Genomic DNA, 23,007 nt, shown 5'->3' with positions numbered 1-23,007 from the left:
GGCACAAAAGACGCCAACAGAGGACAGCTTCATGGAAGCACTGCACAAGAAAATTCGCGAAGAAGGCATCGTGCTTTCCGACCAGGTCCTGAAAGTCGACGCTTTTCTGAACCACCAGATCGACCCGACACTGATGAAGCTGATCGGCGACGAATTCGCCTCGCTGTTCAAGGATTCGGGCATCACCAAGATCGTCACCATCGAAGCCTCGGGTATTGCCCCGGCGATCATGACTGGCCTGAACCTCGGCGTACCGGTGATTTTCGCGCGCAAGCATCAGTCCCTGACCCTGACTGAAAACCTGCTGTCGGCGACGGTTTACTCGTTCACCAAGCAAACCGAAAGCACCGTGGCGATCTCCCCACGCCACCTGACCAGCAGCGACCGCGTGCTGATCATCGACGACTTTCTGGCCAACGGTAAGGCGTCGCAAGCGCTGATCTCGATCATCAAACAGGCCGGCGCGACCGTGGCCGGTCTGGGCATCGTGATCGAGAAGTCGTTCCAGGGTGGCCGTGCGGAACTGGATGCCCAGGGTTATCGAGTTGAATCGTTGGCTCGGGTGCAGTCCCTGGCCGGCGGTGTTGTGACCTTTATTGACTAACTAGCCAAACGCAAAAGATCGCACCCTGCGGCAGCTCCTACGCCGAATGCATTCTCCTGTAGGAGCTGCCGCAGGCTGCGATCTTGGCGATCTCTGATTACCGGAGAAATCCCGATCGACCGGCAGTGGCCTTCAGGCCAGTCAGCAACAACCGCTGAAACAAATCCTCCTTCAGCCCTTCTGGTTTCGTCAGCTGCATCCGCTCCAGATGCTCAGGAAACTCCGAAGGCTCTGGCGCATCCAGCGCCGCCTTGCCCAATTCCAGAATCTCCGTGAGCTTGAACTTGCTCTTCAACCAGTTCAGCGCCCGCAGCAGGTCCCTCTCTTGCGCGGTGAAATCACACCCCAACGGATATTCCAGAAACAGATTCGAATGCCGTGCCTGAATGGCCTGCAAACGCTGTGGGCTGTTGTCGGCGAAACGCGGATCGAGGCGGAAATGCTTCGGCAATTTGCCAACGTTTTGCGCCTGCTCGATCAGCCCCGGCTGGAAGCGTGAGTCGCTGATGTTCAGCAACGCCTCGATCACTGCCGCGTCGGTCTTGCCCCGCAGGTCGGCGATGCCGTACTCGGTGACGACGATGTCCCGCAGGTGCCGCGGGATCGTGCAATGGCCGTATTCCCAGACGATGTTCGAACTGACTTCACCGCCCGACTCGCGCCAACTGCGCAGAAGCAGGATGGAGCGCGCGCCTTCCAGCGCATGCCCCTGGGCGACGAAGTTGTATTGCCCGCCGACGCCGCTCAGCACCCGCCCGTCTTGCAGCTGATCGGCCACGCCGGCACCGAGCAGGGTCATGGTGAACACGGTGTTGATGAAGCGCGCATCGAGGCGCTGCAAGCGTTTGAGTTCTTCCTGGCCGTAGAGCTCGTTGATGTAACTGATGCGGGTCATGTTGAATTCGAGCCGCTTGCTCTGCGGCAACTCGCGCAAGCGCTCGTAGAAACTGCGCGGGCCGAGAAAAAAACCGCCATGCACCGAGATGCCGTCGGTTTGCGCGGCCTCGTTCAGCGTGCCGGCGTTGGCCTGCTGCTGGGTCGGCACGTCAGGGTAGACTTTGCGCCGCACGATCCCGGCATCCGCCAGTACCAGCAAGCCGTTGACGAACATTTCGCTGCAACCGTAAAGGCCCTTGGCGAACGGTTCGACGCCCCCTTCGCGCTCGATCAGCTGCGTCCAGTGGCTGAGATTCAGATCCGCCAGCAACGCCTTGTAACCGTCACAGTCCGCCTGCCGCGCCAGTAACGCCGCCGTCAGGGCATCGCCCATGGCGCCGATGCCTATCTGCAAGGTGCCACCATCGCGCACCAGCGTGCTGGCGTGCAGCCCGATGAAGTGATCCTGGCAACCCACCGGCATGTTCGGTGTGGAGAACAACGTGGTGTTGTCCTTGGCGTCGATCAGCAGATCGAAGGTGTCGATGCCGATTTCCGCATCTCCAGGCATGTACGGCAAATCGTTGTGCACCTGGCCCACCATCAGGATCGTCTCCCCCGCCGCCCGGCGCTTGGCGATCATCGGCAACAGGTCGAGGGTAATGTCCGGGTTGCAGCTCAAACTCAGGCGATCGGGATGTTCGTTATGGCTGGCGATCAGTTGCGCCACCAGGTTCAAACCGGCGGCATTGATGTCCCGCGCGGCGTGGCTGTAATTGCTGCTGACGTAATCCTGCTGGGCCGGGGCGCTGTTCAGCAAACTACCCGGCTGCATGAAGAACTGATGAATGCGGATGTTGTTCGGCAGGCTGTCGCGATGCAGGTCGGCGAGGAAATCCAGTTCCGGGTAATCGCCGAACACCCGCTCGATGAAGGGTTCGAGGAAGCGCTTTTGCAAACCATCGCCCAAGGGCGGACGGCCGAGACACAGGGCGGTGTAGACCGTCAGCTGCCGCTCGGGCAGTTGCGCGACACGTTGATACAGCGCGTTGACGAAGTGGTTGGGTTTGCCCAACCCCAGCGGCAGGCCCATGTGGATATGCGCCGGCAATCGTGCCAATACGTCATCGACCGCCTGCTCGATAGAACACAGCTGCACCATCTGATCCTCCCGCCCGTTCCATGCATTGGGGTTGGACGGAGCTTGCCGGGTCTTTGCTTCAAAGAATAGCCTCGGGGGAAAATCGCAGGCACAAAAAAGCCGCTCGTAAGCGGCTTTTCGCTGAAGACGGGGTTATTTCAGGCCAGACATCTTCTGGATGGCGCCTTCAAGGTCTTTCAGTTCGCAGTCACTGCATGTGCCTTTTGGCGGCATCGCATTGAGCCCGCTCAACGCTACCTTCGCCAAGCCAGCAGCGGTGCCGCCTTCTTTATCGGCGCGTTTTTTCCAGTCTGCGGCATCACCGATCTTCGGTGCGCCCAACAGGCCGGTGCCATGGCAAGCATTGCAGTGTTTGGCAATAATTTCGTCAGGAGTTTTCGACGCACCGCCGCCAACCGAAGCAGCGACTTCCATCCCCTTGCATTCTTTACCCTGCACACAGACTTGGCCGACTGGTTCAAGACGTTTAGCGATATCGTCGTTGGTCGCAGCTTGTGCGCTGACTGCCCATAGGGCCAATACGGTTGCTGGTGCGGCCAGCATTTTCATAATTAGGTTCACGCGTACACCCTCAATGGTGGCTAGTCACGCCTGCGGCCACGGTTCGCAGGCGGGCGCAAGTATAGCGGTAAGCCCGCCACACTGAAACAACCCCAAAGTCGAAGGGGTCTTATCACCGGGCGGGAATACAGCATGGGCGTCTGCGCAATCCGGGCACGACGCCGTGTCTCTTAGAAATTCGCTGGAGTGGCTGCGCTGATTAGTCGCGCCGGGGCATCGAACGGATTCCGGAAACGGTGCGGCTTGGTACTTTCAAAGTAGTAGCTGTCGCCGGCTTCGAGCACAAATGTTTCGAGCCCTACCACCAGTTCCAGCCGACCCTCCACCAGGATCCCGGTTTCCTCGCCCTCGTGGGTGAGCATCTCCTCGCCGGTGTCGGCGCCTGGCGGGTAGATTTCGTTGAGGAACGCGATAGCCCGGCTCGGGTGAGCCCGACCGACGAGCTTCATGGTCACTGCGCCATCGGAAATATCGATCAGCTCGTGGGCTTTGTAGACGATCTGAGTCGGCTTTTCCTGCAGGATTTCTTCGGAAAAGAACTCGACCATGGACATGGGAATCCCGCCCAGTACCTTCCTCAGCGAACTGATCGAGGGGCTGACGCTGTTCTTCTCGATCATTGATATGGTGCTGTTGGTAACACCCGCGCGTTTGGCGAGCTCACGCTGGGAAAGACCTTTGAGCTTACGGATCGATTGCAGTCGTTCACCGACGTCCAATGCTTGCGCCTCCAGGGATTCAGGTTGCAGGAATATTGAGCGTTATCATGGCGACAGCGTTCAGTATTTACAACACTTGCGCCTGAATCCAGCGTGGCGAAGCGACTTTCGGTCGGGAGCGCTGTTTGTCAGGCCCCGGAATAGAGCAGCGGTACCCGACGCAGGTTGCAGAAGATCTGATAAGGAATCGTGTCGGCGGCCGTCGCGACGTCACTGGCGAGGATATTTTTACCCCACAACTCGACGGGCGAACCGAGGCCGGCTTGCGGTACGTCGGTCAGGTCGACGCAGAGCATGTCCATCGATACCCGCCCCAGCAATTGACTGCGCTGCCCGGACACCAGCACCGGCGTGCCGCTCGGAGCCTGACGCGGATAACCGTCGGCATACCCCATCGCCACCACACCCACACGCATCGGTTTGGGGGTGATGAATTTCGCGCCGTAACCAATCGGCTCGCCGGCCGGCAGTTCACGCACGCAAATCACTTTCGATTCCAGGGTCATCACCGGTTGCAGACGGGACGCCACGGCATTGGCCTCTTCAAACGGCGTCGCGCCGTAAAGCATGATGCCTGGGCGCACCCAGTCGCTCGGAATCTGCGGCCAACCGAGCACCGCCGGCGAGTTACGCAGGCTGATTTCGGCCGCCAAACCCTGACGCGCCGCCTCGAATACCGCAACCTGATCGACGCTGGCCTGGCAGTGAAGCTCATCGGCGCGGGCGAAGTGACTCATCAACACGATCTTCGCCACTTTGCCGCTGGCCAACAGCCGTTGGTAGGCTGCCTGGTAATCCGCTGGATGCAGGCCAACCCGATGCATGCCGGAGTCGAGCTTGAGCCACACCGTGATCGGTCTGCTCAGCGTGGCTTTTTCGATGGCTTCGAGTTGCCACAACGAATGCACCACACACCAGAAGTCATGCTCGACGATCAGCGCCAACTCATCGGCTTCGAAAAAACCTTCCAGCAACAGTACCGGCGCACGAATACCGGCGGCGCGCAGCTCCAGAGCTTCCTCGATGCACGCCACGGCAAACCCGTCCGCCTCGGCTTCCAGCGCCTGGGCGCAACGCACCGCGCCATGACCATAGGCATCGGCTTTGATCACCGCGAGGGCTTTGGCCCCCGTGACTTCACGGGCAATCCGGTAGTTGTGACGCAGGGCTTGGAGGTCGATCAGGGCACGGGCAGGACGCATGGCGGCGGACTTCTAGTCGGTCATTAGGAAAAAAACCGGCGCTGGCTGACAGCGTGAACCACCAACAGCGCCGGGAGAGGGATCTTTCTGACTTGATTAATGGCAGAGCATTTATGGCAACGCGGCGACAACCGACAGCTCAACCAGTATTTGCGGTTCGCACAGCTTCGCTTCTACCGTGGCACGGGCCGGCGCGACGCCTTTTGGCAGCCACTGGTCCCACACCGAATTCATGCCTGCGAAGTGCGCGTCGATGTCTTTCAGGTAAATCGTCACCGACAGCAGACGGTTCTTGTCCGTCCCGGCCAGATCCAGCAAACGCTCGATATTGGCGAGGGCTTCACGGGTCTGCTGTTCAATCCCGGCGCTCATGTCGTCGCCGACCTGTCCTGCCAGATACACCGTACCGTTATGGACAACGATCTGGCTCATGCGCTCATTGGTGAGCTGGCGCTGGATTGACATGTTTTGCAGGCTCCTTAAGTGTGTTGCCATAACGGGAAATATCGAGACCTTCGGCGCTGATCTGCGGCGTTCTCTTGGCCATCAGGTCAGCCAGCAAACGACCGGAACCACAAGCCATGGTCCAGCCGAGCGTACCGTGGCCCGTATTCAAGAACAGGTTTTTGAACGGTGTGGCGCCGACAATCGGCGTGCCGTCCGGAGTGGTCGGACGCAGGCCGGTCCAGAAACTCGCTTCGGGCAGATTGCCGCCCTGAGGATAAAGGTCGTTGACGATCATCTCCAGGGTTTCGCGCCGGCGCGGGTTCAACGACAGGTCAAAACCGGCAATTTCAGCCATGCCGCCGACGCGGATGCGGTTGTCGAAACGAGTGATCGCGACCTTGTAGGTCTCGTCGAGAATGGTCGACGTCGGAGCCATCGCCGGGTTGGTGATCGGCACGGTCAGCGAGTACCCCTTGAGCGGATACACCGGAGCCCTGATGCCCAGCGGCTTGAGCAACTGCGGCGAGTAACTGCCGAGGGCCAGCACGTAACGGTCGGCGGTTTCCAGCTTGCCGTCGACCCACACACCGTTGATGCGATCACCGGCGAAGTCGAGGCGCTGGATGTCCTGGCCGAAGCGGAACTCCACACCCAGTTTCACAGCCATTTCGGCCAGGCGGGTGGTGAAAATCTGGCAGTCGCCGGTCTGGTCGTTCGGCAGGCGCAAGGCACCGGCGAGAATGTCGGTGACGCTGGCCAGGGCCGGTTCGACCCGGGCAATGCCGGCGCGGTCGAGCAGTTCGAACGGCACGCCGGACTCTTTCAGCACGGCGATGTCCTTGGCGGCCCCATCGAGTTGTGCCTGGGTGCGGAACAGCTGGGTAGTGCCGAGGCTACGGCCTTCGTAGGCAATGCCGGTTTCGGCGCGCAATTCATCGAGGCAGTCGCGGCTGTACTCGGACAGACGCACCATGCGCTCCTTGTTCACCGCGTAACGGCTGGCGGTGCAGTTGCGCAGCATCTGCGCCATCCACAGGTATTGGTCGATGTTGGCAGTGGCCTTGATCGCCAATGGCGCGTGGCGCTGCAACAGCCACTTGATGGCTTTGAGCGGCACGCCCGGCGCGGCCCACGGCGAGGCATAACCCGGCGAAACCTGCCCGGCGTTGGCGAAACTGGTTTCCATGGCCGGCGCTGGCTGACGGTCCACGACCGTCACTTCAAAGCCGGCTCGTGCCAGATAATAGGCACTGGCGGTACCGATGACGCCGCTACCCAAGACCAGAACGCGCATTTTCATATCCCTCATCGCGGCTTACCGCTGACGTTTATTGTGCAGACCGAAGATGTGGGCAGTTTAAAAAAGATTAGCCAGTGCTTTTCACTATATAAGTGCTTATATTTGGCGACAATTCTCGGCAAAAACCCTTTTCACGGAGGCGCATCCCCTATGCGGACCAACACTCAGACCAAACGTGAGCTGGACAAGATCGACCGCAACATCCTGCGGATTCTGCAAGCGGACGGGCGTATCTCCTTCACCGAACTGGGGGAAAAGGTCGGCCTCTCCACCACCCCCTGCACTGAACGGGTACGGCGCCTGGAGCGCGAAGGGATCATCATGGGCTACAACGCCCGGCTGAATCCGCAGCACCTGAAGGGTAGTCTGTTGGTGTTCGTCGAGATCAGTCTCGACTACAAATCCGGCGATACTTTCGAAGAGTTCCGACGTGCGGTGCTGAAACTGCCCCACGTCCTTGAATGCCATTTGGTGTCAGGGGACTTCGATTACCTGGTGAAAGCGCGGATTTCCGAGATGGCCTCGTACCGCAAATTGCTGGGCGACATCCTGCTCAAGTTGCCGCATGTGCGCGAATCCAAGAGCTATATCGTGATGGAAGAAGTGAAAGAGAGTTTGAGTCTGCCAATTCCGGATTGAGCCCTACACCAACACCTGCCGGGTACTGGCCATGTATTCGTGGATCTGCTTCTCGACCCGCGGGTGAATCAGCTCCACCGGCCGCCGCCCATTAGGGCATGGCAATGTCTTGGTGGTACCGAACAGACGGCAGATCAATGGGCGCTCGTCATACACCGTGCACCCGTTGGGCCCCAGATGGACGCAATTGAGTTCGTCCATCGCCGCGTCCTGCTCGGCCCGGGTCTTACGCGGCAGGCGGGACATTTCTTCGGGCGAGGTGGTGACCGGCCCACAGCAGTCATGGCAGCCGGGCACGCACTCGAAGGTGGGAATTTGCTGGCGCAGCGTGCGAATTTTCTGACTGTTGCAGCTCATCTAAACGGTGACCGAATGCGGAATAGACCGGGATTCTGACGCAAAAGCCCCGATCCAGACAGCACCAACCGACCAATGTTGCCCGTATCCGAAGGGGCGGCTTATGCTCCGTCAACTTTTTCAAACACACGCATCAGGATGACGTCCATGAACGCCCCCGTTCAGCAACCTGCCCCTAACCACCGGCACGTCGCCTCTTATTACGCCGCCAGCAGCCTGCCGCAACCCGACTTTCCAACACTCACAGGTGAGCTGGTCGCGGACGTGTGCGTGGTGGGCGGTGGGTTCTCCGGCCTGAACACGGCGCTCGAACTGGCCGAACGTGGCTTGCGCGTGGTGCTGCTGGAAGCGCACAAGATCGGTTGGGGCGCCAGCGGACGCAATGGCGGGCAATTGATTCGCGGCGTCGGCCATGGCCTCGATCAGTTCGCCAATGTGATCGGTACGGACGGTGTGCGTCAGATGAAACTGATGGGACTGGAAGCGGTGGAAATCGTCCGACAGCGGATCGAGCGCTTTCAGATCCCTTGCGACTTGACCTGGGGTTACTGTGACCTCGCCAACAAAGCCCGTGACCTGGAAGGCTTCGCCGAAGACGCCGATGAACTGCGCGGCCTCGGTTACCGTTACGAAACCCGTCTGCTGCAAGCCAACGAAATGCACAGCGTGGTAGGTTCCGAGCGCTACGTCGGCGGTTTGATCGACATGGGCTCCGGGCATCTACACCCACTGAACCTGGCACTGGGTGAAGCGGCCGCCGCCCGGCAATTGGGCGCCAAACTGTTCGAGCAGTCGGCGGTGACCCGCATCGACTACGGCCCCGAGATCAAGGTCCACACCGCCCTGGGCTCGGTCCGCGCCAAGACTCTGGTGCTGGGTTGCAACGCCTACCTCAACGATCTCAACCCGCAACTTGGCGGCAAGGTGCTGCCCGCCGGCAGTTACATCATCGCCACCGAACCCTTGAGTGAAGAGCAGGCTCACGCGCTGCTGCCGCAGAACATGGCGGTCTGCGATCAACGGGTAGCGCTGGATTATTACCGACTCTCGGCGGATCGCCGCCTGCTGTTCGGCGGCGCCTGCCATTATTCAGGACGCGATCCGAAAGACATCACCGCATACATGCGTCCGAAGATGCTGGCGGTGTTCCCGCAACTGGCCGGGGTGAAGATCGACTATCAGTGGGGCGGGATGATTGGCATCGGGGCTAATCGCCTGCCGCAGATCGGCCGGCTCAAGGAGCAACCGAATGTGTATTACGCCCAGGCTTATTCCGGTCATGGCGTAAACGCCACGCACCTGGCAGGCAAGTTGTTGGCTGAGGCCATCAGCGGCCAGCACAGTGGTGGTTTCGATCTGTTTGCCAAGGTGCCACACATTACCTTTCCAGGCGGCAAACATTTGCGCTCGCCGTTGTTAGCGTTGGGGATGCTTTGGCATCGTCTTAAAGAACTGGCCTGAACCCCTGTAGGAACTGCCGAAGGCTGCTCCTGCAAGGGATCGCGGTTTATCTCACAGACGCCAGAAAGGTTTAAGCCCCTCCTCCCGCGCCTGCTCCCGACTCAACCCGACATCCTTGAGTTGCTCCGGCGTCAGTTCCAGCAACGCTTTACGCGTGTGCAGACGATGCCAGAACAGACCCCAGCGACCCAGGCAGGACGGGGCGTTGCGCATGACCGCCTCGCGCGCGCCGTTCTGTTGCCCTGCCGCCAGTTCCTGACTGTGTAACGTCAGCCGCACATCGCTCAAGCCGTTCATTTTCGTCGCTCCTGTTTACTTGGGTAGCCAGAGCTTTCATGATGCGCGGACGGCAAAAAGCATTACAGATTCAACAGAGCAGTATTAACTCCATACAGTTTTTCTGTTTCGGCCTCTGAATCGCTTATTTTTGCCCCATCTGTATTGGTTAACCGAATCACCCACATCGAGACTGCACCATGACCCTTTACGTCAACCTCGCCGAATTGCTCGGCACACGTATCGAACAGGGCTTCTATCGCCCCGGTGACCGGCTGCCCTCGGTGAGGGCGCTGAGTGTCGAGCACGGGGTCAGCCTGAGCACGGTGCAACAGGCCTATCGAATGCTGGAAGACGTAGGCCTGGCGATGCCCAAACCCAAATCCGGCTATTTCGTACCGGTGAGCCGCGAACTGCCAGAGCTACCCGTGGTTGGCCGCCCAGCCCAACGACCGGTGGATATTTCACAGTGGGATCAGGTGCTGGAACTGATCCGCGCCGTGCCGCGCAAGGATGTCGTGCAGCTGGGCCGCGGTATGCCGGACATCACCTCGCCGACCATGAAACCGCTGCTGCGCAACCTGGCACGAATCAGCCGCCAGCAGGACATGCGAGGCCTGTATTACGACAACATCTGCGGCACCCTCGAACTGCGCGAACAAATCGCCCGCATGATGCTCGACTCCGGTTGTCAGTTGAGCGCCAACGATCTGGTGATCACTACCGGTTGCCACGAAGCGCTGTCGACCAGCATCCGCGCCATCTGCGGACCGGGTGACATCGTCGCAGTGGATTCGCCAAGCTTTCACGGCGCCATGCAGACCCTCAAGGGCCTTGGCATGAAAGCGCTGGAAATCCCCACCGACCCGCTCACCGGCATCAGCCTCGAAGCGTTGGAACTGGCGTTGGAGCAATGGCCGATCAAGGCCATACAGTTAACCCCCAACTGCAACAACCCGCTGGGCTACATCATGCCGGAGTCGCGAAAACGTGCGCTGTTGAACCTCGCACAGCGTTTCGATGTGGCGATTATCGAGGACGATGTGTATGGCGAACTGGCCTACACCTACCCCCGCCCGCGCACGATCAAATCCTTCGACGAGGACGGCCGCGTCCTGCTCTGCAGTTCCTTTTCCAAGACCCTGGCACCAGGCCTGCGYATTGGCTGGGTCGCACCGGGCCGGTATCTGGAACGGGTGCTGCACATGAAGTACATCAGCACCGGCTCCACCGCAACGCAACCACAGATTGCGATTGCCGAATTTCTCAAGGCCGGGCACTTCGAACCGCATTTGCGGCGGATGCGCATGCAATACCAGCGCAATCGCGACGCAATGATCGATTGGGTCACCCGTTATTTCCCGGCCGGCACCCGCGCCAGCCGTCCGCAAGGCAGCTTCATGCTGTGGGTTGAGCTGCCGGAGGGCTTCGACACCCTGAAACTCAATCGTGCCCTGCACGATCAAGGCGTACAGATTGCCGTGGGCAGTATCTTTTCCGCCTCGGGCAAATACCGTAATTGCCTGCGGATGAACTACGCTGCCAAAACGACCCCGCAGATTGAAGAAGCTGTGCGCAAGGTCGGTGCGACAGCAATCAAACTGCTGGCGGAAACCGACTGACCTTTCTTCGGGATACGGCGTCCATATGCTATCCGCCACCATCCGGAATACGCGCCGTGAGAATCAGACAGCCCCTGCTTGCTCCTCTGTTACTCGCCTCACTTCTGGGTGGCTGTACGACACTCAATATCCCTCGCGAACCGAGTCAGGCCCTGCCGGCGGCCAACTCTGCTTTCGGCCGTTCGATCCAGGCCCAGGCCGCTCCCCACCAGGGCCAGTCGGGCTTCCGCTTGCTATCCGATAGCACCGAGGCCTTCACCGCCCGCGCCGAGCTGATTCGAAATGCCCAAAGCAGCCTCGACTTGCAGTACTACATCGTCCATGACGGCATCAGCACACGGATACTGATAAGCGAGCTGCTCAAGGCCGCCGACCGCGGTGTACGGGTGCGGATTCTGCTCGACGACACCACCAGCGATGGCCTGGATCAGATCATCGCAACCCTCGCTGTCCATCCGAAGATTCAGATCCGCGTGTTCAACCCGCTGCACCTGGGCCGCAGCACCGTCGTGACGCGTACCATGGGCCGGCTGTTCAACCTGTCGCAGCAACATCGCCGCATGCACAACAAACTGTGGGTGGCGGACAACAGCGTGGCAATCGTTGGCGGGCGCAACTTGGGGGACGAGTACTTCGATGCCGAGCCCAACCGTAATTTCACCGACATCGACATGCTCAGCGTCGGCCCGGTTGCCCAGCAGCTGGGGCATAGCTTCGACGAGTATTGGAACAGTGCTCTGAGCAAGCCGATCGAGCAGTTTCTCTCGATCAGGCCGACACCCAAGGACCTGGAAAATACCCGGACGCGACTGGACGAATCCCTGGAGGAAACGCGCAAACAGAATCACGCGCTCTACCAACAGTTGATGACCTATACCACTCATCCTCGCCTGGAGACCTGGCGCCAGGAGCTGATCTGGGCCTGGAACCAGGCGCTGTGGGACGCACCAACCAAGGTGCTGGCCGACGGCGAGCCGGCTCCGTACCTGCAGCTGTCCACCCAGTTGGCACCCGAGCTCAATGGAGTCAGCAAGGAGTTGATCATGGTCTCGCCCTACATCGTACCCGCCCAACCGGGCCTGGTGTACCTGACCGGTCGCGCCGATGCCGGCGTGTCGATAAGTTTGCTGACCAATTCACTGGAAGCCACCGATGTGCCGGCCACGCACGGTGGTTACGCACCTTATCGCAAAGCCTTGCTGGAGCATGGCGTGCAGCTGTTCGAATTACGCCGCCAGCCCGGCGACAACGGAGGCAGCGGACCGAGCCTGTTTCACAGCGGGAGCAGTTCCTCCCGTAGCTCCGACTCCAGCCTGCACAGCAAGGCGATGGTATTCGACCGACAGAAAACCTTCATCGGCTCGTTCAATTTCGACCCGCGCTCGGTACTGTGGAACACCGAAGTCGGAGTACTGGTGGACAACCCACAGCTCGCCGGACGGGTGCGTGAATTGGCGCTGGAGGGTATGGCGCCCCCTCTCAGCTATCAGGTCCGACTGGAAAAGGGCCAGATGGTCTGGGCCACTGAAGATGACGACAAGCCGCACACACTGACCAAAGAACCGGGAAGTTGGTGGCGGCATTTCAGTTCATGGCTCAGCAGCATGGTCGGCCTGGAGCGGATGCTGTAGCTTGAATTGCCAGGATCTACGCCGGCTGCACCGCCCCAAACGCCCCTTGCCGCGATACCAGAATCACCAGCCCCAACGCGCCCGCCGCCATCAGCAACGGCAAGGCATGCCCGCTGATCCACTGGCTCCCGGCGCCGGCTGCCAACGGCCCGATCAAACAACCGATGCCCCACAACTGCGCGATATGGGCATTGGCCCGCACCAGCGCATCGTCGCGATAACGCTCACCGATCAGGATCAGCGACAAGGTGAACAGACCACCGGCGCTGGCGCCGAACAACACCCACAGCGGCCAGATCAACAGCGTATCGATCAGCAATGGAATCGCCAGGCTCGACAGCAGCAAGAGCATCGCGCAGCCGGTAAACAACGTACGCCGCGACAAGCGATCGGCCAGCGCGCCAATCGGCAATTGCAGCAAGGCATCACCCACCACCACCGTGCTGACCATCGCCAAGGCGATTTCCGTGGTGAAACCCTGACGCAGGCAGTAGACCGGCAGCAAGGTCAGAATCATCGCTTCGAACGCGGCAAACAGCGACACCGCCCAGGCAATTGCCGGCAGGCCACGGCAGAAGTTCAGCAAGTCGCTGAGGGTCACACTGCAGGCTTCACTGGTAGGTGCGCCGCTACGACCCAGCAGCAGGAACGGTGACGTCATCAGCAAACCGACGCCCACCCAGAAACCGTAATCGTGCTCGGTGCCCAACGCCCCCAACAGTAACGGCCCGGCCAGCTGACTCAGCGCATAACTGCTGCCATACAGAGCCACCAGTCGCCCGCGCCATTGCTCGACCACCAGTTGGTTGATCCAGCTTTCACCAAGGATAAAGACGAGGGTCAGGATTACCCCGATCATCAACCGCAGCACCAGCCAGATCGGGTAGCTCGGCCACAGCGCCAGCAAACCGATGGACACCGCCCCGCCCCACAGGCACAGGCGCATCAGATTGGCCGTGCCGAGACGGGCCGCGAGATGGCTGGAGATCTTTGCCCCCAGCAGTACGCCAATGGCCGGCATCGCCGCCATCACGCCGATCGCGAACGAGCCGTAACCCCAACCTTCCAGACGCAGCGACACCAACGGCATGCTGACGCCCAGGGCCAGGCCGACACTCAAGACAGACGCCAAGACGGCGAAATAAGTCGCCCAACGCATGTTCCACGCTCCTGTGGATATTTTTATGTACAGCGCAAAACAGTGTGGGAGCGAGATTTTGTGGCGAGGGGGCAAGCCCCCTCGCCACAAAAGCTCGCTCCCACAAGGGATATGCGTCGTTCAGGAGCCCGATTTACCGCCAGGCGCCCTCACTTGCTTACAACTTGATCCAGGTCGCCTTCAGCTCGGTGTACTTGTCGAACGCGTGCAGCGACTTGTCCCGACCGTTGCCGGACTGTTTGAAGCCACCGAACGGCGCAGTCATGTCGCCGCCGTCGTACTGGTTGACCCACACACTGCCGGCGCGCAAAGCCTTGGCGGTGAGGTGAGCCTTCGAGATATCCGTGGTCCATACCGCAGCCGCGAGGCCGTACGGTGTGTCGTTGGCAATCGCAACGGCTTCTTCGGCGGTATCGAAAGTGATCACCGACAACACAGGGCCAAAGATCTCTTCCTGGGCAATTTTCATCGCGTTGCTGACACCGTCGAAAATCGTCGGCTCAACGTAGGTGCCCCCGGTTTCCTGAAGAATACGCTTGCCGCCAGCCACTAGCTTGGCGCCATCGGTGTGACCGGATTCGATGTAGGACAGCACGGTGTTCATCTGCTGGGTATCCACCAGTGCGCCGACATTGGTCGCCGGGTCCAGCGGATTGCCCGGCTTCCAGGCCTTGAGAGCTTCGATCACCAGTGGCAGGAATTTATCCTTGATCGAACGCTCGACCAGCAGGCGCGAACCGGCGGTGCAGACTTCGCCCTGGTTGAAGGCAATAGCGCTGGCAGCCGATTCGGCGGCGGCTTGCAGGTCCGGCGCATCGGCGAACACGATGTTCGGGCTCTTGCCACCGGCTTCGAGCCAGACACGCTTCATGTTCGATTCGCCGGAGTAGATCAGCAGTTGCTTGGCGATCTTGGTCGAACCGGTGAACACCAGGGTGTCGACGTCATTGTGCAGGGCCAAGGCCTTGCCGACAGTGTGACCGTAACCCGGCAGCACGTTCAGCACACCTTTCGGGATACCGGCTTCAACTGCCAGCGCTGCAATGCGAATAGCCGTCAGCGGCGATTTTTCGGAAGGCTTGAGGATCACCGAGTTACCGGTGGACAGCGCCGGGCCGAGTTTCCAGCAGGCCATCATCAACGGGAAGTTCCACGGCACGATCGCACCGACCACACCGACCGGCTCGCGAGTCACCAGCCCCAGCTGATCGTGCGGGGTGGCGGCGACTTCGTCGTAGAGCTTGTCGATGGCCTCACCGCTCCAGCCAAGGGCTTGCGCCGCACCGGGAACGTCGATGTACAGGGAATCGCTGATCGGCTTGCCCATGTCCAGGGTTTCGAGCAGGGCCAGCTCTTCGGCGTGCTGTTTCAGCAGGCCGGCAAAACGAATCATGGTGGCTTTGCGCTTGGTCGGCGCCAGGCGCGACCAGGCGCCGGAATTGAACGTGGCGCGAGCGTTTTCCACAGCGCGCTGGGCGTCGGCGGCGTCACAGCTGGCAATCTTGCCCAGCAGACGGCCATCGACAGGGCTGATGCACTCGAACGTTTCACCGGAGACTGCATCGGTGTATTCGCCATTGATGTAGGCACGGCCTTCGATCTTCAGATCGCGCGCCCGCTGTTCCCAGTCGGCACGAGTCAGGGTGGTCATACGAGTGTCCTCCTCTTATTGAATACGAGCGCCCGCGCTCTTCGCGGGTGCTGTCAGGAATTCTGCCCGGGCAGCCTGCTTTTCGGCTCAAGGCAACCGTTACCCTAAACCAGCGGTGGGTGAAGTTTCAATATATTTGACAAAAGGCCGTTAAACGGCCTTGCGATGTTCATTTTAATAAACATAGACTTTCAATTTTCCAGCCAGTCGCGCCGCAATCATGGGAATACCAGCATGAGCATTCAGGATATCGTCGATTTCAGTCAGGTCACCACCCAGCCCGATCGCTATCGGCCCGACCCGGCCAAAGTCCTCAAGGGCGACCCCGAGCAAACGGTGTACAACCACTACAACAGCCCGTGCGGCCAGATGAGTGCAGGTGTCTGGGAAGGCGAAGTCGGTCAGTGGCGGGTGAACTACACCGAACACGAATACTGCGAAATCGTTCAGGGGGTGTCAGTGCTGCGCGATGACGACGGCGGCGCCAAGACCCTGCGCGCGGGTGATCGCTTCGTGATTCCGGCCGGTTTCAAGGGCACCTGGGAAGTGCTGGAACCGTGCCGCAAGATTTATGTGGTGTTTGAACAGAAGGCTTGAGGGTTTGTGCCGCTTGAACCGACAGGCAACAAAAAAGGCCCGTATCTCGCGATACGGGCCTTTTTCGCAAGGAGGAAAAATCAATTACTTGATTTTGCCTTCTTTGTAGATCACGTGCTTACGAACAACCGGATCATATTTCTTGATCTCGATTTTGTCCGGAGTAGTGCGCTTGTTCTTGTCGGTAGTGTAGAAGTGACCAGTACCGGCGCTCGAAATCAAACGAATCAATTCACGCATGATTAGCTCCCTTAGATCTTGCCATCGCGACGGATTTCGGCCAGCACGACATCAATGCCACGCTTGTCGATGATACGCATGCCTTTGGCAGATACGCGCAGACGCACAAAACGTTTCTCGGACTCAACCCAGAAGCGGTGATGCTGCAGGTTCGGCAGGAAACGACGACGGGTTTTGTTGTTTGCGTGGGAAATGTTATTCCCAGTCACCGGACCCTTACCGGTAACTTGACAGACTCTCGACATGCCTCAGCCCTCTAAAACCACATGCCCAACCCGGCATGGGTTGGCCGCTTAATCTCTCAGTCATTTGGCGCCAGGCGCCGCGTTTCTTTAAGGGTCTTACCGGCTACACCTACAAACGAAGGAACCGGGCCCCTAGAAAAGAGCGCTGCTTTATACCAGAAAGACCAGAGAGCAACAACAACCGGTGTGAATTGAGTTGATAAAAACCCGATTTTTCGGGCGCTAAGTGCCTTGGACAAAGGCTAAGCCCGATAGCGACCGCTCGTCGCAGAGAATCGGCCAACGAGCCAATTCAGGGTTTTTCTCAACCGTCACTCACCGAAAACAATCGCCCATACTCCCCTGAAAATGAAAAAGGGGATAGTCATTTGCAAAAGAGCCCACTAGGGTAAGCCTTTTCCAGACTGCACTTGCAGATGGGCCTTCGATCTGTAAAGGAATCCGACCATGCGCCTCGCTGCCCTACCCCTGTTGCTCGCCCCGCTTCTGCTGAGCCCCCTGGCCCATGCCGCCGCCCTGAGCGTCTGCACCGAGGCCAGCCCGGAAGGGTTCGACGTGGTGCAATACAACTCGTTGACCACCACCAACGCCTCGGCCGACGTGCTGATGAACCGCCTGGTGGACTTCGACACGGCCAGCGGCAAAGTGGTCGCCAGCCTCGCGGACAGTTGGGAAGTCACGCCCGACGGCCTGACCTACGTCTTCAAATTGCATCCGCAGGTGAAATTTCACCGCACCGAGTATTTCAGCCCGACGCGCGACCTGACCGCCGAAGACGTGAAATTCAGTTTCGACCGCATGCTCGACCCGGCGCACCCGTGGCACAAAGTCGCCCAGAGCGGCTTCCCGCACGCGCAGTCAATGCAGTTACCGACACTGATCAAGAAGATCGACGCCCTGGACCCACTCACCATCCGTTTCACCCTCGATCACCCGGACTCGACGTTCCTGCCGACCCTGACCATGGGCTTCGCCTCGATCTATTCGGCCGAGTACGCCGACCAACTGATGAAGGCCGGTACTCCGGAGAAGCTCAACAGCCAGCCGATCGGCAGCGGCCCGTTCATCTTCACGCGTTTCCAGAAAGATGCCTCGATTCGCTATAAGGCCAACCACGACTACTTCCAGGGCAAGCCATCGGTGGACCCGTTGATCTTCGCGATCACCCCGGACGCCAACGTGCGCCTGCAGAAATTGCGCCGCAACGAGTGCCAGATCGCCCTGTCGCCGAAGCCGCTGGACGTACAGGCTGCGAAGCAGGAGCCGACCCTGAAGGTAGAAAAGACTGACGCCTTCATGACCGCTTTCGTCGGCATCAACAGCCAGCATCCGCCGCTGGACAAGCCGGAAGTGCGCCAGGCAATCAACCTGGCGTTCGACAAGGCCAACTACCTCAAGGCCGTATTCGAAGACACCGCCGAGCCTGCCAATGGGCCCTACCCGCCCAATACCTGGAGTTACGCCAAAAACATGCCGGGCTACCCGCATGATGTCGAGAAAGCCCGCGCATTGATGGCCAAGGCCGGGCTCAAGAACGGTTTCCAGACCACCATCTGGACTCGCCCTTCCGGCAGCCTGCTGAACCCCAACCCGAGCCTCGGCGCGCAATTGCTTCAGTCCGACCTGGCGGAAATCGGCATTCAGGCCGAGATCCGCGTGATCGAATGGGGCGAGCTGATTCGCCGCGCCAAGGCCGGCGAGCATGACCTGCTGTTCATGGGCTGGGCCGGCGACAACGGTGACCCGGACAACTTCCTCACGCCGCAGTTTTCCTGCGCGGCGGTCAAAGCCGGCACCAACTTCGCCCGTTACTGCAACCAGGATCTGGACAAGCTGATCAGCGCCGGCAAGACCACCGGCGAGCAAGGTGTACGCACCAAACTCTACGAACAGGCCCAGGCGCAGATACAGCAACAGGCATTGTGGCTGCCACTGGCCCATCCCACGGTCTTCGCCCTGACGCGCAAAGACGTCGAGGGTTATCGGGTCAGCCCGTTTGGCCGGCAGGATTACTCCAAGGTCAACTTCAAGTAATCAGCGTCGCCACAAAAGCTGTGGGAGCAGCCTCGCTCCCACAGGGACTCACTAGCCTTTCCCCTTCACATCCACCCGTACTCGGCCATGGACAACGGATCGCCTTCACCGACGATGAAATGGTCGAGCACCCGCACATCGATCAGGTCCAGCGCTTCTTGCAGGCGCTTGGTCAGCATCCGGTCGGCTTGACTGGGGTTGGAGTTACCCGACGGATGGTTGTGGCAGAGGATCAACGCTGCGGCGTTGTGGGCCAAAGCGCGTTTAACCACTTGTCTTGGATAGACACTGGTACTGTCGATGGAGCCGCGAAACAGCACTTCAAAGGTCAGCACTTGATGTTTTGAATCCAAAAACAGACAGCCGAATACCTCGTGAGGCTCGTGGCGCAGCATCGACTTCAGGTAATCACGAACCGCCTGCGGATTTTCCAGTGCCGATTTCTGGCGCGCACGTTCGGCTAAATGCCGCCTGCCCATTTCCTGTGCCGCTTGCAACTGAGCGAATTTCGCCGGCCCGAGCCCCAATTGCCTGCTGAACGCAGTTTGATCGGCTTCGAGCAGTGAACGCAGGCTGCCAAACTGACTCAACAGATGTCGTGCCAGATCTACTGCACTTTTACCCGATACACCGGTACGTAAAAAAATCGCTAGCAACTCGGCGTCCGAAAGACTCGCCGAACCCAACTCAAGTAACCTCTCCCGCGGTCGCTCCGCCGCTGGCCAATCGCGAATGCTCATAACACCTCCATGTAAGTGGGCGCCGCTGTTCCGTAGCGGTCGCTGTGATATCGTAGCCCATCTTTTTTGCGGGCGATTTCACCCCTGGGGAGGGGGTATCGCCATGCAGTCATCAACGAAATGAAAGGCAGACCTATGCAGCGGCTGTATCGGAAACGCATCGTTCTGGGCGTCGGCGGCGGCATTGCTGCCTACAAGAGCGCCGAGCTGGTTCGCCGCCTGATCGACCAGGGCGCCGAAGTGCGCGTAGTCATGACCCGTGGCGGCAGCGAATTCATCACCCCGCTGACCATGCAGGCCCTGTCCGGGCACCCGGTCCACCTGGACCTGCTGGACCCGGCGGCCGAAGCCGCCATGGGCCACATCGAACTGGCCAAATGGGCCGACCTGGTGCTGATTGCCCCCGCCACCGCGGACCTGATCGCTCGCCTGGCCCAAGGCATTGCCGACGACCTGCTGACTACGCTGGTGCTGGCCACCGACGCAGTGGTCGCCGTGGCACCGGCGATGAATCAGGCCATGTGGCGCGACCCGGCGACCCAGGCCAACCTGCAAACCCTCGAAAGCCGCGACTTCAAAGTCTTCGGCCCGGCCTCCGGCAGCCAGGCCTGCGGCGACGTCGGCATGGGCCGCATGCTCGAAGCCACCGACCTCGCCCAGTGCGCGGCAGACTGCTTCCAGCGCCAGGCGCTGACCGGCAAACACGTGCTGATCACCGCCGGCCCGACCCAGGAAAACATCGACCCGGTGCGCTACATCACCAACCACAGCTCCGGCAAAATGGGCTTTGCCCTGGCCGAAGCCGCGGTAGAAGCCGGCGCCCGCGTGACCCTGATCACAGGTCCCGTGCACCTGCCGACTCCGGATCGCGTCACGCGCATCGACGTGGTCAGCGCCCGGGACATGCTCGCCGCTTGTGAAGCCGCGATTCCTTGCGACCTGTTCATCGCCTCGGCAGCGGTCGCGGACTACCGTCCGGAAGTCGTGGCCCCACAGAAACTCAAGAAAGACCCTACAAGCGGCGACGGCTTGTTGCTACAGATGGTGCGCAACCCAGACATTCTGGCCACCATCGCCACCCGTCCCGACCGTCCGTTCAGTGTCGGCTTTGCCGCCGAAACCGAACACCTGCTCGACTACGCTGCCCGCAAGCTGAAAGACAAGAACCTCGATCTGATCGTCGCCAACGACGTCGCCAACCCGAGCATTGGCTTCAACAGCGAAGAAAACGCCTGCAGCGTGATCGACCGGGAGCTGCACGCCACTATTTTTGCCCAGACCAGCAAGGGCAAGATTGCCCGCCAGCTGATCACTTTTATCGCCGAACGTCTGAACCAGGTTTAATTTACATGCACGCTTTGCAAGCCAAGATCCTCGACCCACGCATCGGCACCGAATTTCCGCTGCCGCAGTACGCCACGCCCGGCTCCGCCGGCCTCGACCTGCGCGCCATGCTGGAAAAAGACACCGTCATCAAGCCGGGTGAAACCCTGCTGATCCCTACCGGCCTGTCGGTGTACATCGGCGATCCGGGCCTGGCGGCCTTGATTCTGCCGCGTTCCGGCCTGGGCCATAAGCACGGCATCGTGCTGGGCAACCTGGTCGGCCTGATCGACTCCGATTACCAAGGCCCGCTGATGGTGTCGTGCTGGAACCGTGGCCAGACCGATTTCAACATGGTGGTAGGCGAACGCCTGGCCCAATTGGTGCTGGTGCCGGTGGTTCAAGCGCATTTCGAAATGGTCGAAGAGTTCGTCGAAACCCAGCGTGGCACCGGCGGCTTCGGACATTCCGGCAGTCACTGATCATCGGCATTCAGACTGGGCGCACTGCCTGGCCTGACCTGCCCTCTGCATTTTAAGGATGAAAATTGCACAGACGTCATCTGGAAGGTTTACCACTGGAAATCAAGGCATTGGCCGGCCAATTGCTCGCCGATGTTGATGGCATGGCCTTTTCACACCACGAACTCTCGGTGGAAAACACCGTCATACCCTTCAGTTTGAGCCCGCCGACGAGCTTTTCGCCAGCAGGTCCAGCCACTTTCAAGACGGAGCATTCCTACAGATGAGCACCCCAGCCCAAGTCGCACCCAAGTTCCCCGACAGCATCTTCCGCGCCTACGACATTCGCGGCACCGTCCCGGAGTTCTTGAACGCTGAAACCGCTTATTGGCTCGGTCGCGCCATCGGTTCCCAGAGCCTGGCCCAGGGCGAACCCAACGTATCCGTCGGCCGCGACGGTCGCCTCTCCGGCCCGGAACTGGTGGAACAACTGATTCAGGGCCTGGCCGACAGCGGTTGCCACGTCAGCGATGTCGGCCTGGTGCCAACGCCAGCGCTGTACTACGCCGCCAACGTACTGGCCGGCAAATCCGGGGTGATGCTCACCGGCAGCCACAACCCGTCGAACTACAACGGCTTCAAGATCGTCATTGCTGGCGATACCCTGGCTAACGAACAGATCCAGGCCCTGCACGACCGCCTCAAGACCAACAACCTGAGCAGCGGCAAGGGCAGCATCACCAAGGTCGAGATCCTCGACCGCTACAACACCGAAATCGTCCAGGACATCAAACTCGCCCGCCGCCTGAAAGTAGTGGTCGATTGCGGTAACGGCGCGGCCGGCGTGATTGCCCCGCAACTGATCGAAGCCCTGAACTGCGAAGTCATCCCGCTGTTCTGCGATGTCGATGGCAACTTCCCGAACCATCACCCGGACCCGGGCAAGCTGGAAAACCTGGTAGACCTGATCGCCAAGGTCAAGGAAACCAACGCCGACGTAGGCCTGGCCTTCGACGGCGATGGCGACCGCGTGGGCGTGGTCACCAACACCGGCAGCGTCGTGTTCCCGGACCGTCTGCTGATGCTGTTCGCCAAAGATGTGGTAGCACGCAACCCCGACGCGGAAATCATCTTCGACGTCAAATGCACCCGCCGCCTGATCCCGCTGATCAAGGAATATGGCGGTCGTCCGCTGATGTGGAAAACAGGTCACTCGCTGATCAAAAAGAAAATGAAACAATCCGGCGCCCTGCTGGCCGGCGAAATGAGCGGCCACATCTTCTTCAAGGAGCGCTGGTTCGGTTTCGACGACGGCATTTACAGCGCCGCGCGGCTGCTGGAGATCCTCAGCAAGGAAAAATCCACCGCGGAAGAGTTGTTCGCAACCTTCCCGAACGATATTTCTACGCCGGAGATCAATATCCATGTGACCGAAGAGAGCAAATTCAGCATCATTGATGCACTGCATGACGCGCAGTGGGGTGAAGGCGCCGACCTGACCACCATTGACGGCGTGCGAGTCGACTATGCCAAAGGCTGGGGCCTGGTTCGCGCCTCCAACACCACACCGGTGCTGGTACTGCGCTTCGAGGCCGATGACGAGGCTGAATTGCAGCGCATCAAGGATGTGTTCCACGTCCAGCTGAAGCGCGTTGCACCTGATCTCCAACTACCGTTCTGATCTATTGAAGCACCCGGAG

22 protein-coding genes and 1 pseudogene are annotated in these 23,007 nt (G+C 60.0%); 10 read left to right on the top strand and 13 right to left on the bottom strand.

All coding sequences use genetic code 11. From position 1 onward, the window contains the following. Positions 1 to 31 precede the first annotated feature (31 nt). Positions 32 to 604 carry a xanthine phosphoribosyltransferase gene (locus AC1D2Q_RS04520; RefSeq protein ID WP_477812381.1) on the top strand — a complete coding sequence of 191 codons (573 nt, stop codon included), beginning with the start codon at positions 32 to 34 and terminating at the stop codon, positions 602 to 604. A 97-nt stretch (positions 605 to 701) separates the two neighbouring features. On the opposite strand, the gene AC1D2Q_RS04515 is transcribed toward AC1D2Q_RS04520, so the two are convergent. The 6 genes from AC1D2Q_RS04515 to dadA all read right to left on the bottom strand — a co-directional run bounded on the left by AC1D2Q_RS04515 (position 702) and on the right by dadA (position 6,865). After that, the gene (locus tag AC1D2Q_RS04515; RefSeq protein ID WP_477812380.1) at positions 702 to 2,642 is read right to left on the bottom strand and encodes an acetyl-CoA hydrolase/transferase C-terminal domain-containing protein; all 1,941 of its coding nucleotides are present in this window, start codon (positions 2,640 to 2,642) and stop codon (positions 702 to 704) included. Between the two features lie 132 nt (positions 2,643 to 2,774). Next, positions 2,775 to 3,203: a c-type cytochrome gene (locus AC1D2Q_RS04510; protein ID WP_081625748.1), complete on the bottom strand. Its 429-nt coding sequence runs from the start codon at positions 3,201 to 3,203 to the stop codon at positions 2,775 to 2,777. 170 nt (positions 3,204 to 3,373) lie between these two features. Next, entirely contained in the window at positions 3,374 to 3,922 is a 549-nt protein-coding gene (locus AC1D2Q_RS04505; protein ID WP_018927504.1) for a cupin domain-containing protein, read from the bottom strand. Between the two features lie 128 nt (positions 3,923 to 4,050). After that, on the bottom strand, positions 4,051 to 5,124 hold the full coding sequence (gene alr, locus AC1D2Q_RS04500) for an alanine racemase (protein ID WP_477812379.1): 1,074 nt from the start codon (positions 5,122 to 5,124) through the stop codon (positions 4,051 to 4,053). 111 nt (positions 5,125 to 5,235) lie between these two features. Next, positions 5,236 to 5,589: a RidA family protein gene (locus AC1D2Q_RS04495; protein ID WP_477812378.1), complete on the bottom strand. Its 354-nt coding sequence runs from the start codon at positions 5,587 to 5,589 to the stop codon at positions 5,236 to 5,238. After that, positions 5,561 to 6,865 carry a D-amino acid dehydrogenase gene (gene dadA / locus AC1D2Q_RS04490; protein WP_477812377.1) on the bottom strand — a complete coding sequence of 435 codons (1,305 nt, stop codon included), beginning with the start codon at positions 6,863 to 6,865 and terminating at the stop codon, positions 5,561 to 5,563. The genes AC1D2Q_RS04495 and dadA overlap by 29 nt, the downstream gene beginning before the upstream one ends. Positions 6,866 to 7,021: 156 nt before the next feature. Here dadA and AC1D2Q_RS04485 point away from each other — a divergent pair, with 156 nt between their 5' ends. Continuing rightward, the gene (locus tag AC1D2Q_RS04485) at positions 7,022 to 7,510 is read left to right on the top strand and encodes an Lrp/AsnC ligand binding domain-containing protein (protein ID WP_003177284.1); all 489 of its coding nucleotides are present in this window, start codon (positions 7,022 to 7,024) and stop codon (positions 7,508 to 7,510) included. A 3-nt stretch (positions 7,511 to 7,513) separates the two neighbouring features. Here AC1D2Q_RS04485 and AC1D2Q_RS04480 read toward each other — a convergent pair whose 3' ends face one another. Next, on the bottom strand, positions 7,514 to 7,867 hold the full coding sequence (locus AC1D2Q_RS04480; protein WP_007934627.1) for a YkgJ family cysteine cluster protein: 354 nt from the start codon (positions 7,865 to 7,867) through the stop codon (positions 7,514 to 7,516). Positions 7,868 to 8,014: 147 nt separating this feature from the next. Here AC1D2Q_RS04480 and AC1D2Q_RS04475 point away from each other — a divergent pair, with 147 nt between their 5' ends. Beyond that, positions 8,015 to 9,328, top strand: a complete 1,314-nt coding sequence (locus tag AC1D2Q_RS04475; RefSeq protein WP_477812376.1) for an NAD(P)/FAD-dependent oxidoreductase — start codon at positions 8,015 to 8,017, stop codon at positions 9,326 to 9,328. A gap of 51 nt (positions 9,329 to 9,379) precedes the next feature. On the opposite strand, the gene AC1D2Q_RS04470 is transcribed toward AC1D2Q_RS04475, so the two are convergent. Continuing rightward, positions 9,380 to 9,625 carry a DUF1127 domain-containing protein gene (locus AC1D2Q_RS04470; RefSeq protein WP_477812375.1) on the bottom strand — a complete coding sequence of 82 codons (246 nt, stop codon included), beginning with the start codon at positions 9,623 to 9,625 and terminating at the stop codon, positions 9,380 to 9,382. A 179-nt stretch (positions 9,626 to 9,804) separates the two neighbouring features. Between AC1D2Q_RS04470 and AC1D2Q_RS04465 the strand changes: the two genes are divergently transcribed. After that, the gene (locus AC1D2Q_RS04465) at positions 9,805 to 11,226 is read left to right on the top strand and encodes an aminotransferase-like domain-containing protein (protein WP_477812374.1); all 1,422 of its coding nucleotides are present in this window, start codon (positions 9,805 to 9,807) and stop codon (positions 11,224 to 11,226) included. A gap of 56 nt (positions 11,227 to 11,282) precedes the next feature. Next, positions 11,283 to 12,857 carry a phospholipase D family protein gene (locus tag AC1D2Q_RS04460; protein WP_477812373.1) on the top strand — a complete coding sequence of 525 codons (1,575 nt, stop codon included), beginning with the start codon at positions 11,283 to 11,285 and terminating at the stop codon, positions 12,855 to 12,857. Positions 12,858 to 12,873: 16 nt separating this feature from the next. On the opposite strand, the gene AC1D2Q_RS04455 is transcribed toward AC1D2Q_RS04460, so the two are convergent. Further along, positions 12,874 to 14,016 carry an MFS transporter gene (locus AC1D2Q_RS04455; protein ID WP_477812372.1) on the bottom strand — a complete coding sequence of 381 codons (1,143 nt, stop codon included), beginning with the start codon at positions 14,014 to 14,016 and terminating at the stop codon, positions 12,874 to 12,876. Positions 14,017 to 14,173: 157 nt separating this feature from the next. Next, positions 14,174 to 15,667, bottom strand: coding sequence for an aldehyde dehydrogenase (locus AC1D2Q_RS04450; protein WP_477812371.1), 1,494 nt, complete (start codon positions 15,665 to 15,667; stop codon positions 14,174 to 14,176). 234 nt (positions 15,668 to 15,901) lie between these two features. Between AC1D2Q_RS04450 and AC1D2Q_RS04445 the strand changes: the two genes are divergently transcribed. Then, positions 15,902 to 16,264 (top strand): cupin domain-containing protein, encoded by a 363-nt coding sequence (locus AC1D2Q_RS04445; RefSeq protein ID WP_477812370.1) that lies wholly within the window; start codon positions 15,902 to 15,904, stop codon positions 16,262 to 16,264. Positions 16,265 to 16,348: 84 nt separating this feature from the next. Here the strand turns inward: AC1D2Q_RS04445 and rpmG are convergent, their stop codons facing one another. Both rpmG and rpmB read right to left on the bottom strand, forming a co-directional pair. Continuing rightward, positions 16,349 to 16,504, bottom strand: coding sequence for a 50S ribosomal protein L33 (rpmG, locus tag AC1D2Q_RS04440; RefSeq protein ID WP_003177274.1), 156 nt, complete (start codon positions 16,502 to 16,504; stop codon positions 16,349 to 16,351). A gap of 11 nt (positions 16,505 to 16,515) precedes the next feature. Then, positions 16,516 to 16,749, bottom strand: a complete 234-nt coding sequence (rpmB, locus tag AC1D2Q_RS04435; RefSeq protein WP_018927492.1) for a 50S ribosomal protein L28 — start codon at positions 16,747 to 16,749, stop codon at positions 16,516 to 16,518. Between the two features lie 447 nt (positions 16,750 to 17,196). Here rpmB and AC1D2Q_RS04430 point away from each other — a divergent pair, with 447 nt between their 5' ends. Next, on the top strand, positions 17,197 to 18,783 hold the full coding sequence (locus AC1D2Q_RS04430; protein WP_477812369.1) for an ABC transporter substrate-binding protein: 1,587 nt from the start codon (positions 17,197 to 17,199) through the stop codon (positions 18,781 to 18,783). Between the two features lie 65 nt (positions 18,784 to 18,848). Here the strand turns inward: AC1D2Q_RS04430 and radC are convergent, their stop codons facing one another. After that, complete coding sequence (gene radC, locus AC1D2Q_RS04425; protein ID WP_105342279.1) at positions 18,849 to 19,523, bottom strand: RadC family protein; 675 nt, start codon at positions 19,521 to 19,523, stop codon at positions 18,849 to 18,851. A gap of 135 nt (positions 19,524 to 19,658) precedes the next feature. Here radC and coaBC point away from each other — a divergent pair, with 135 nt between their 5' ends. The 3 genes and pseudogenes from coaBC to AC1D2Q_RS04410 all read left to right on the top strand — a co-directional run. Beyond that, positions 19,659 to 20,867 carry a bifunctional phosphopantothenoylcysteine decarboxylase/phosphopantothenate--cysteine ligase CoaBC gene (gene coaBC / locus AC1D2Q_RS04420; RefSeq protein WP_019650096.1) on the top strand — a complete coding sequence of 403 codons (1,209 nt, stop codon included), beginning with the start codon at positions 19,659 to 19,661 and terminating at the stop codon, positions 20,865 to 20,867. Between the two features lie 5 nt (positions 20,868 to 20,872). After that, on the top strand, positions 20,873 to 21,328 hold the full coding sequence (gene dut, locus AC1D2Q_RS04415) for a dUTP diphosphatase (RefSeq protein WP_007894692.1): 456 nt from the start codon (positions 20,873 to 20,875) through the stop codon (positions 21,326 to 21,328). A 283-nt stretch (positions 21,329 to 21,611) separates the two neighbouring features. Continuing rightward, positions 21,612 to 22,988: pseudogene (locus AC1D2Q_RS04410) on the top strand (phosphomannomutase/phosphoglucomutase); the annotation flags it as partial. Positions 22,989 to 23,007: the final 19 nt, after the last annotated feature.

The organism is Pseudomonas sp. P1_A1 (assembly GCF_056406935.1).
The sequence above is the reverse complement of the archived record's forward strand: the minus strand, read 5'-3'. Positions and strand labels throughout refer to the sequence as shown.

Excerpts from the sequence above, each read along its gene's own strand:
- AC1D2Q_RS04520 (WP_477812381.1), top strand. The coding sequence starts at position 32 with ATGGAAGCACTGCACAAGAAAATTCGCGAAGAAGGCATCGTGCTTTCC.
- AC1D2Q_RS04515 (WP_477812380.1), bottom strand. The coding sequence starts at position 2,642 with ATGGTGCAGCTGTGTTCTATCGAGCAGGCGGTCGATGACGTATTGGCA.
- alr (WP_477812379.1), bottom strand. The coding sequence starts at position 5,124 with ATGCGTCCTGCCCGTGCCCTGATCGACCTCCAAGCCCTGCGTCACAAC.
- AC1D2Q_RS04495 (WP_477812378.1), bottom strand. The coding sequence starts at position 5,589 with ATGTCAATCCAGCGCCAGCTCACCAATGAGCGCATGAGCCAGATCGTT.
- dadA (WP_477812377.1), bottom strand. The coding sequence starts at position 6,865 with ATGCGCGTTCTGGTCTTGGGTAGCGGCGTCATCGGTACCGCCAGTGCC.
- AC1D2Q_RS04485 (WP_003177284.1), top strand. The coding sequence starts at position 7,022 with ATGCGGACCAACACTCAGACCAAACGTGAGCTGGACAAGATCGACCGC.
- AC1D2Q_RS04480 (WP_007934627.1), bottom strand. The coding sequence starts at position 7,867 with ATGAGCTGCAACAGTCAGAAAATTCGCACGCTGCGCCAGCAAATTCCC.
- AC1D2Q_RS04475 (WP_477812376.1), top strand. The coding sequence starts at position 8,015 with ATGAACGCCCCCGTTCAGCAACCTGCCCCTAACCACCGGCACGTCGCC.
- AC1D2Q_RS04470 (WP_477812375.1), bottom strand. The coding sequence starts at position 9,625 with ATGAACGGCTTGAGCGATGTGCGGCTGACGTTACACAGTCAGGAACTG.
- AC1D2Q_RS04455 (WP_477812372.1), bottom strand. The coding sequence starts at position 14,016 with ATGCGTTGGGCGACTTATTTCGCCGTCTTGGCGTCTGTCTTGAGTGTC.
- AC1D2Q_RS04450 (WP_477812371.1), bottom strand. The coding sequence starts at position 15,667 with ATGACCACCCTGACTCGTGCCGACTGGGAACAGCGGGCGCGCGATCTG.
- AC1D2Q_RS04445 (WP_477812370.1), top strand. The coding sequence starts at position 15,902 with ATGAGCATTCAGGATATCGTCGATTTCAGTCAGGTCACCACCCAGCCC.
- rpmG (WP_003177274.1), bottom strand. The coding sequence starts at position 16,504 with ATGCGTGAATTGATTCGTTTGATTTCGAGCGCCGGTACTGGTCACTTC.
- rpmB (WP_018927492.1), bottom strand. The coding sequence starts at position 16,749 with ATGTCGAGAGTCTGTCAAGTTACCGGTAAGGGTCCGGTGACTGGGAAT.
- AC1D2Q_RS04430 (WP_477812369.1), top strand. The coding sequence starts at position 17,197 with ATGCGCCTCGCTGCCCTACCCCTGTTGCTCGCCCCGCTTCTGCTGAGC.
- radC (WP_105342279.1), bottom strand. The coding sequence starts at position 19,523 with ATGAGCATTCGCGATTGGCCAGCGGCGGAGCGACCGCGGGAGAGGTTA.
- coaBC (WP_019650096.1), top strand. The coding sequence starts at position 19,659 with ATGCAGCGGCTGTATCGGAAACGCATCGTTCTGGGCGTCGGCGGCGGC.
- dut (WP_007894692.1), top strand. The coding sequence starts at position 20,873 with ATGCACGCTTTGCAAGCCAAGATCCTCGACCCACGCATCGGCACCGAA.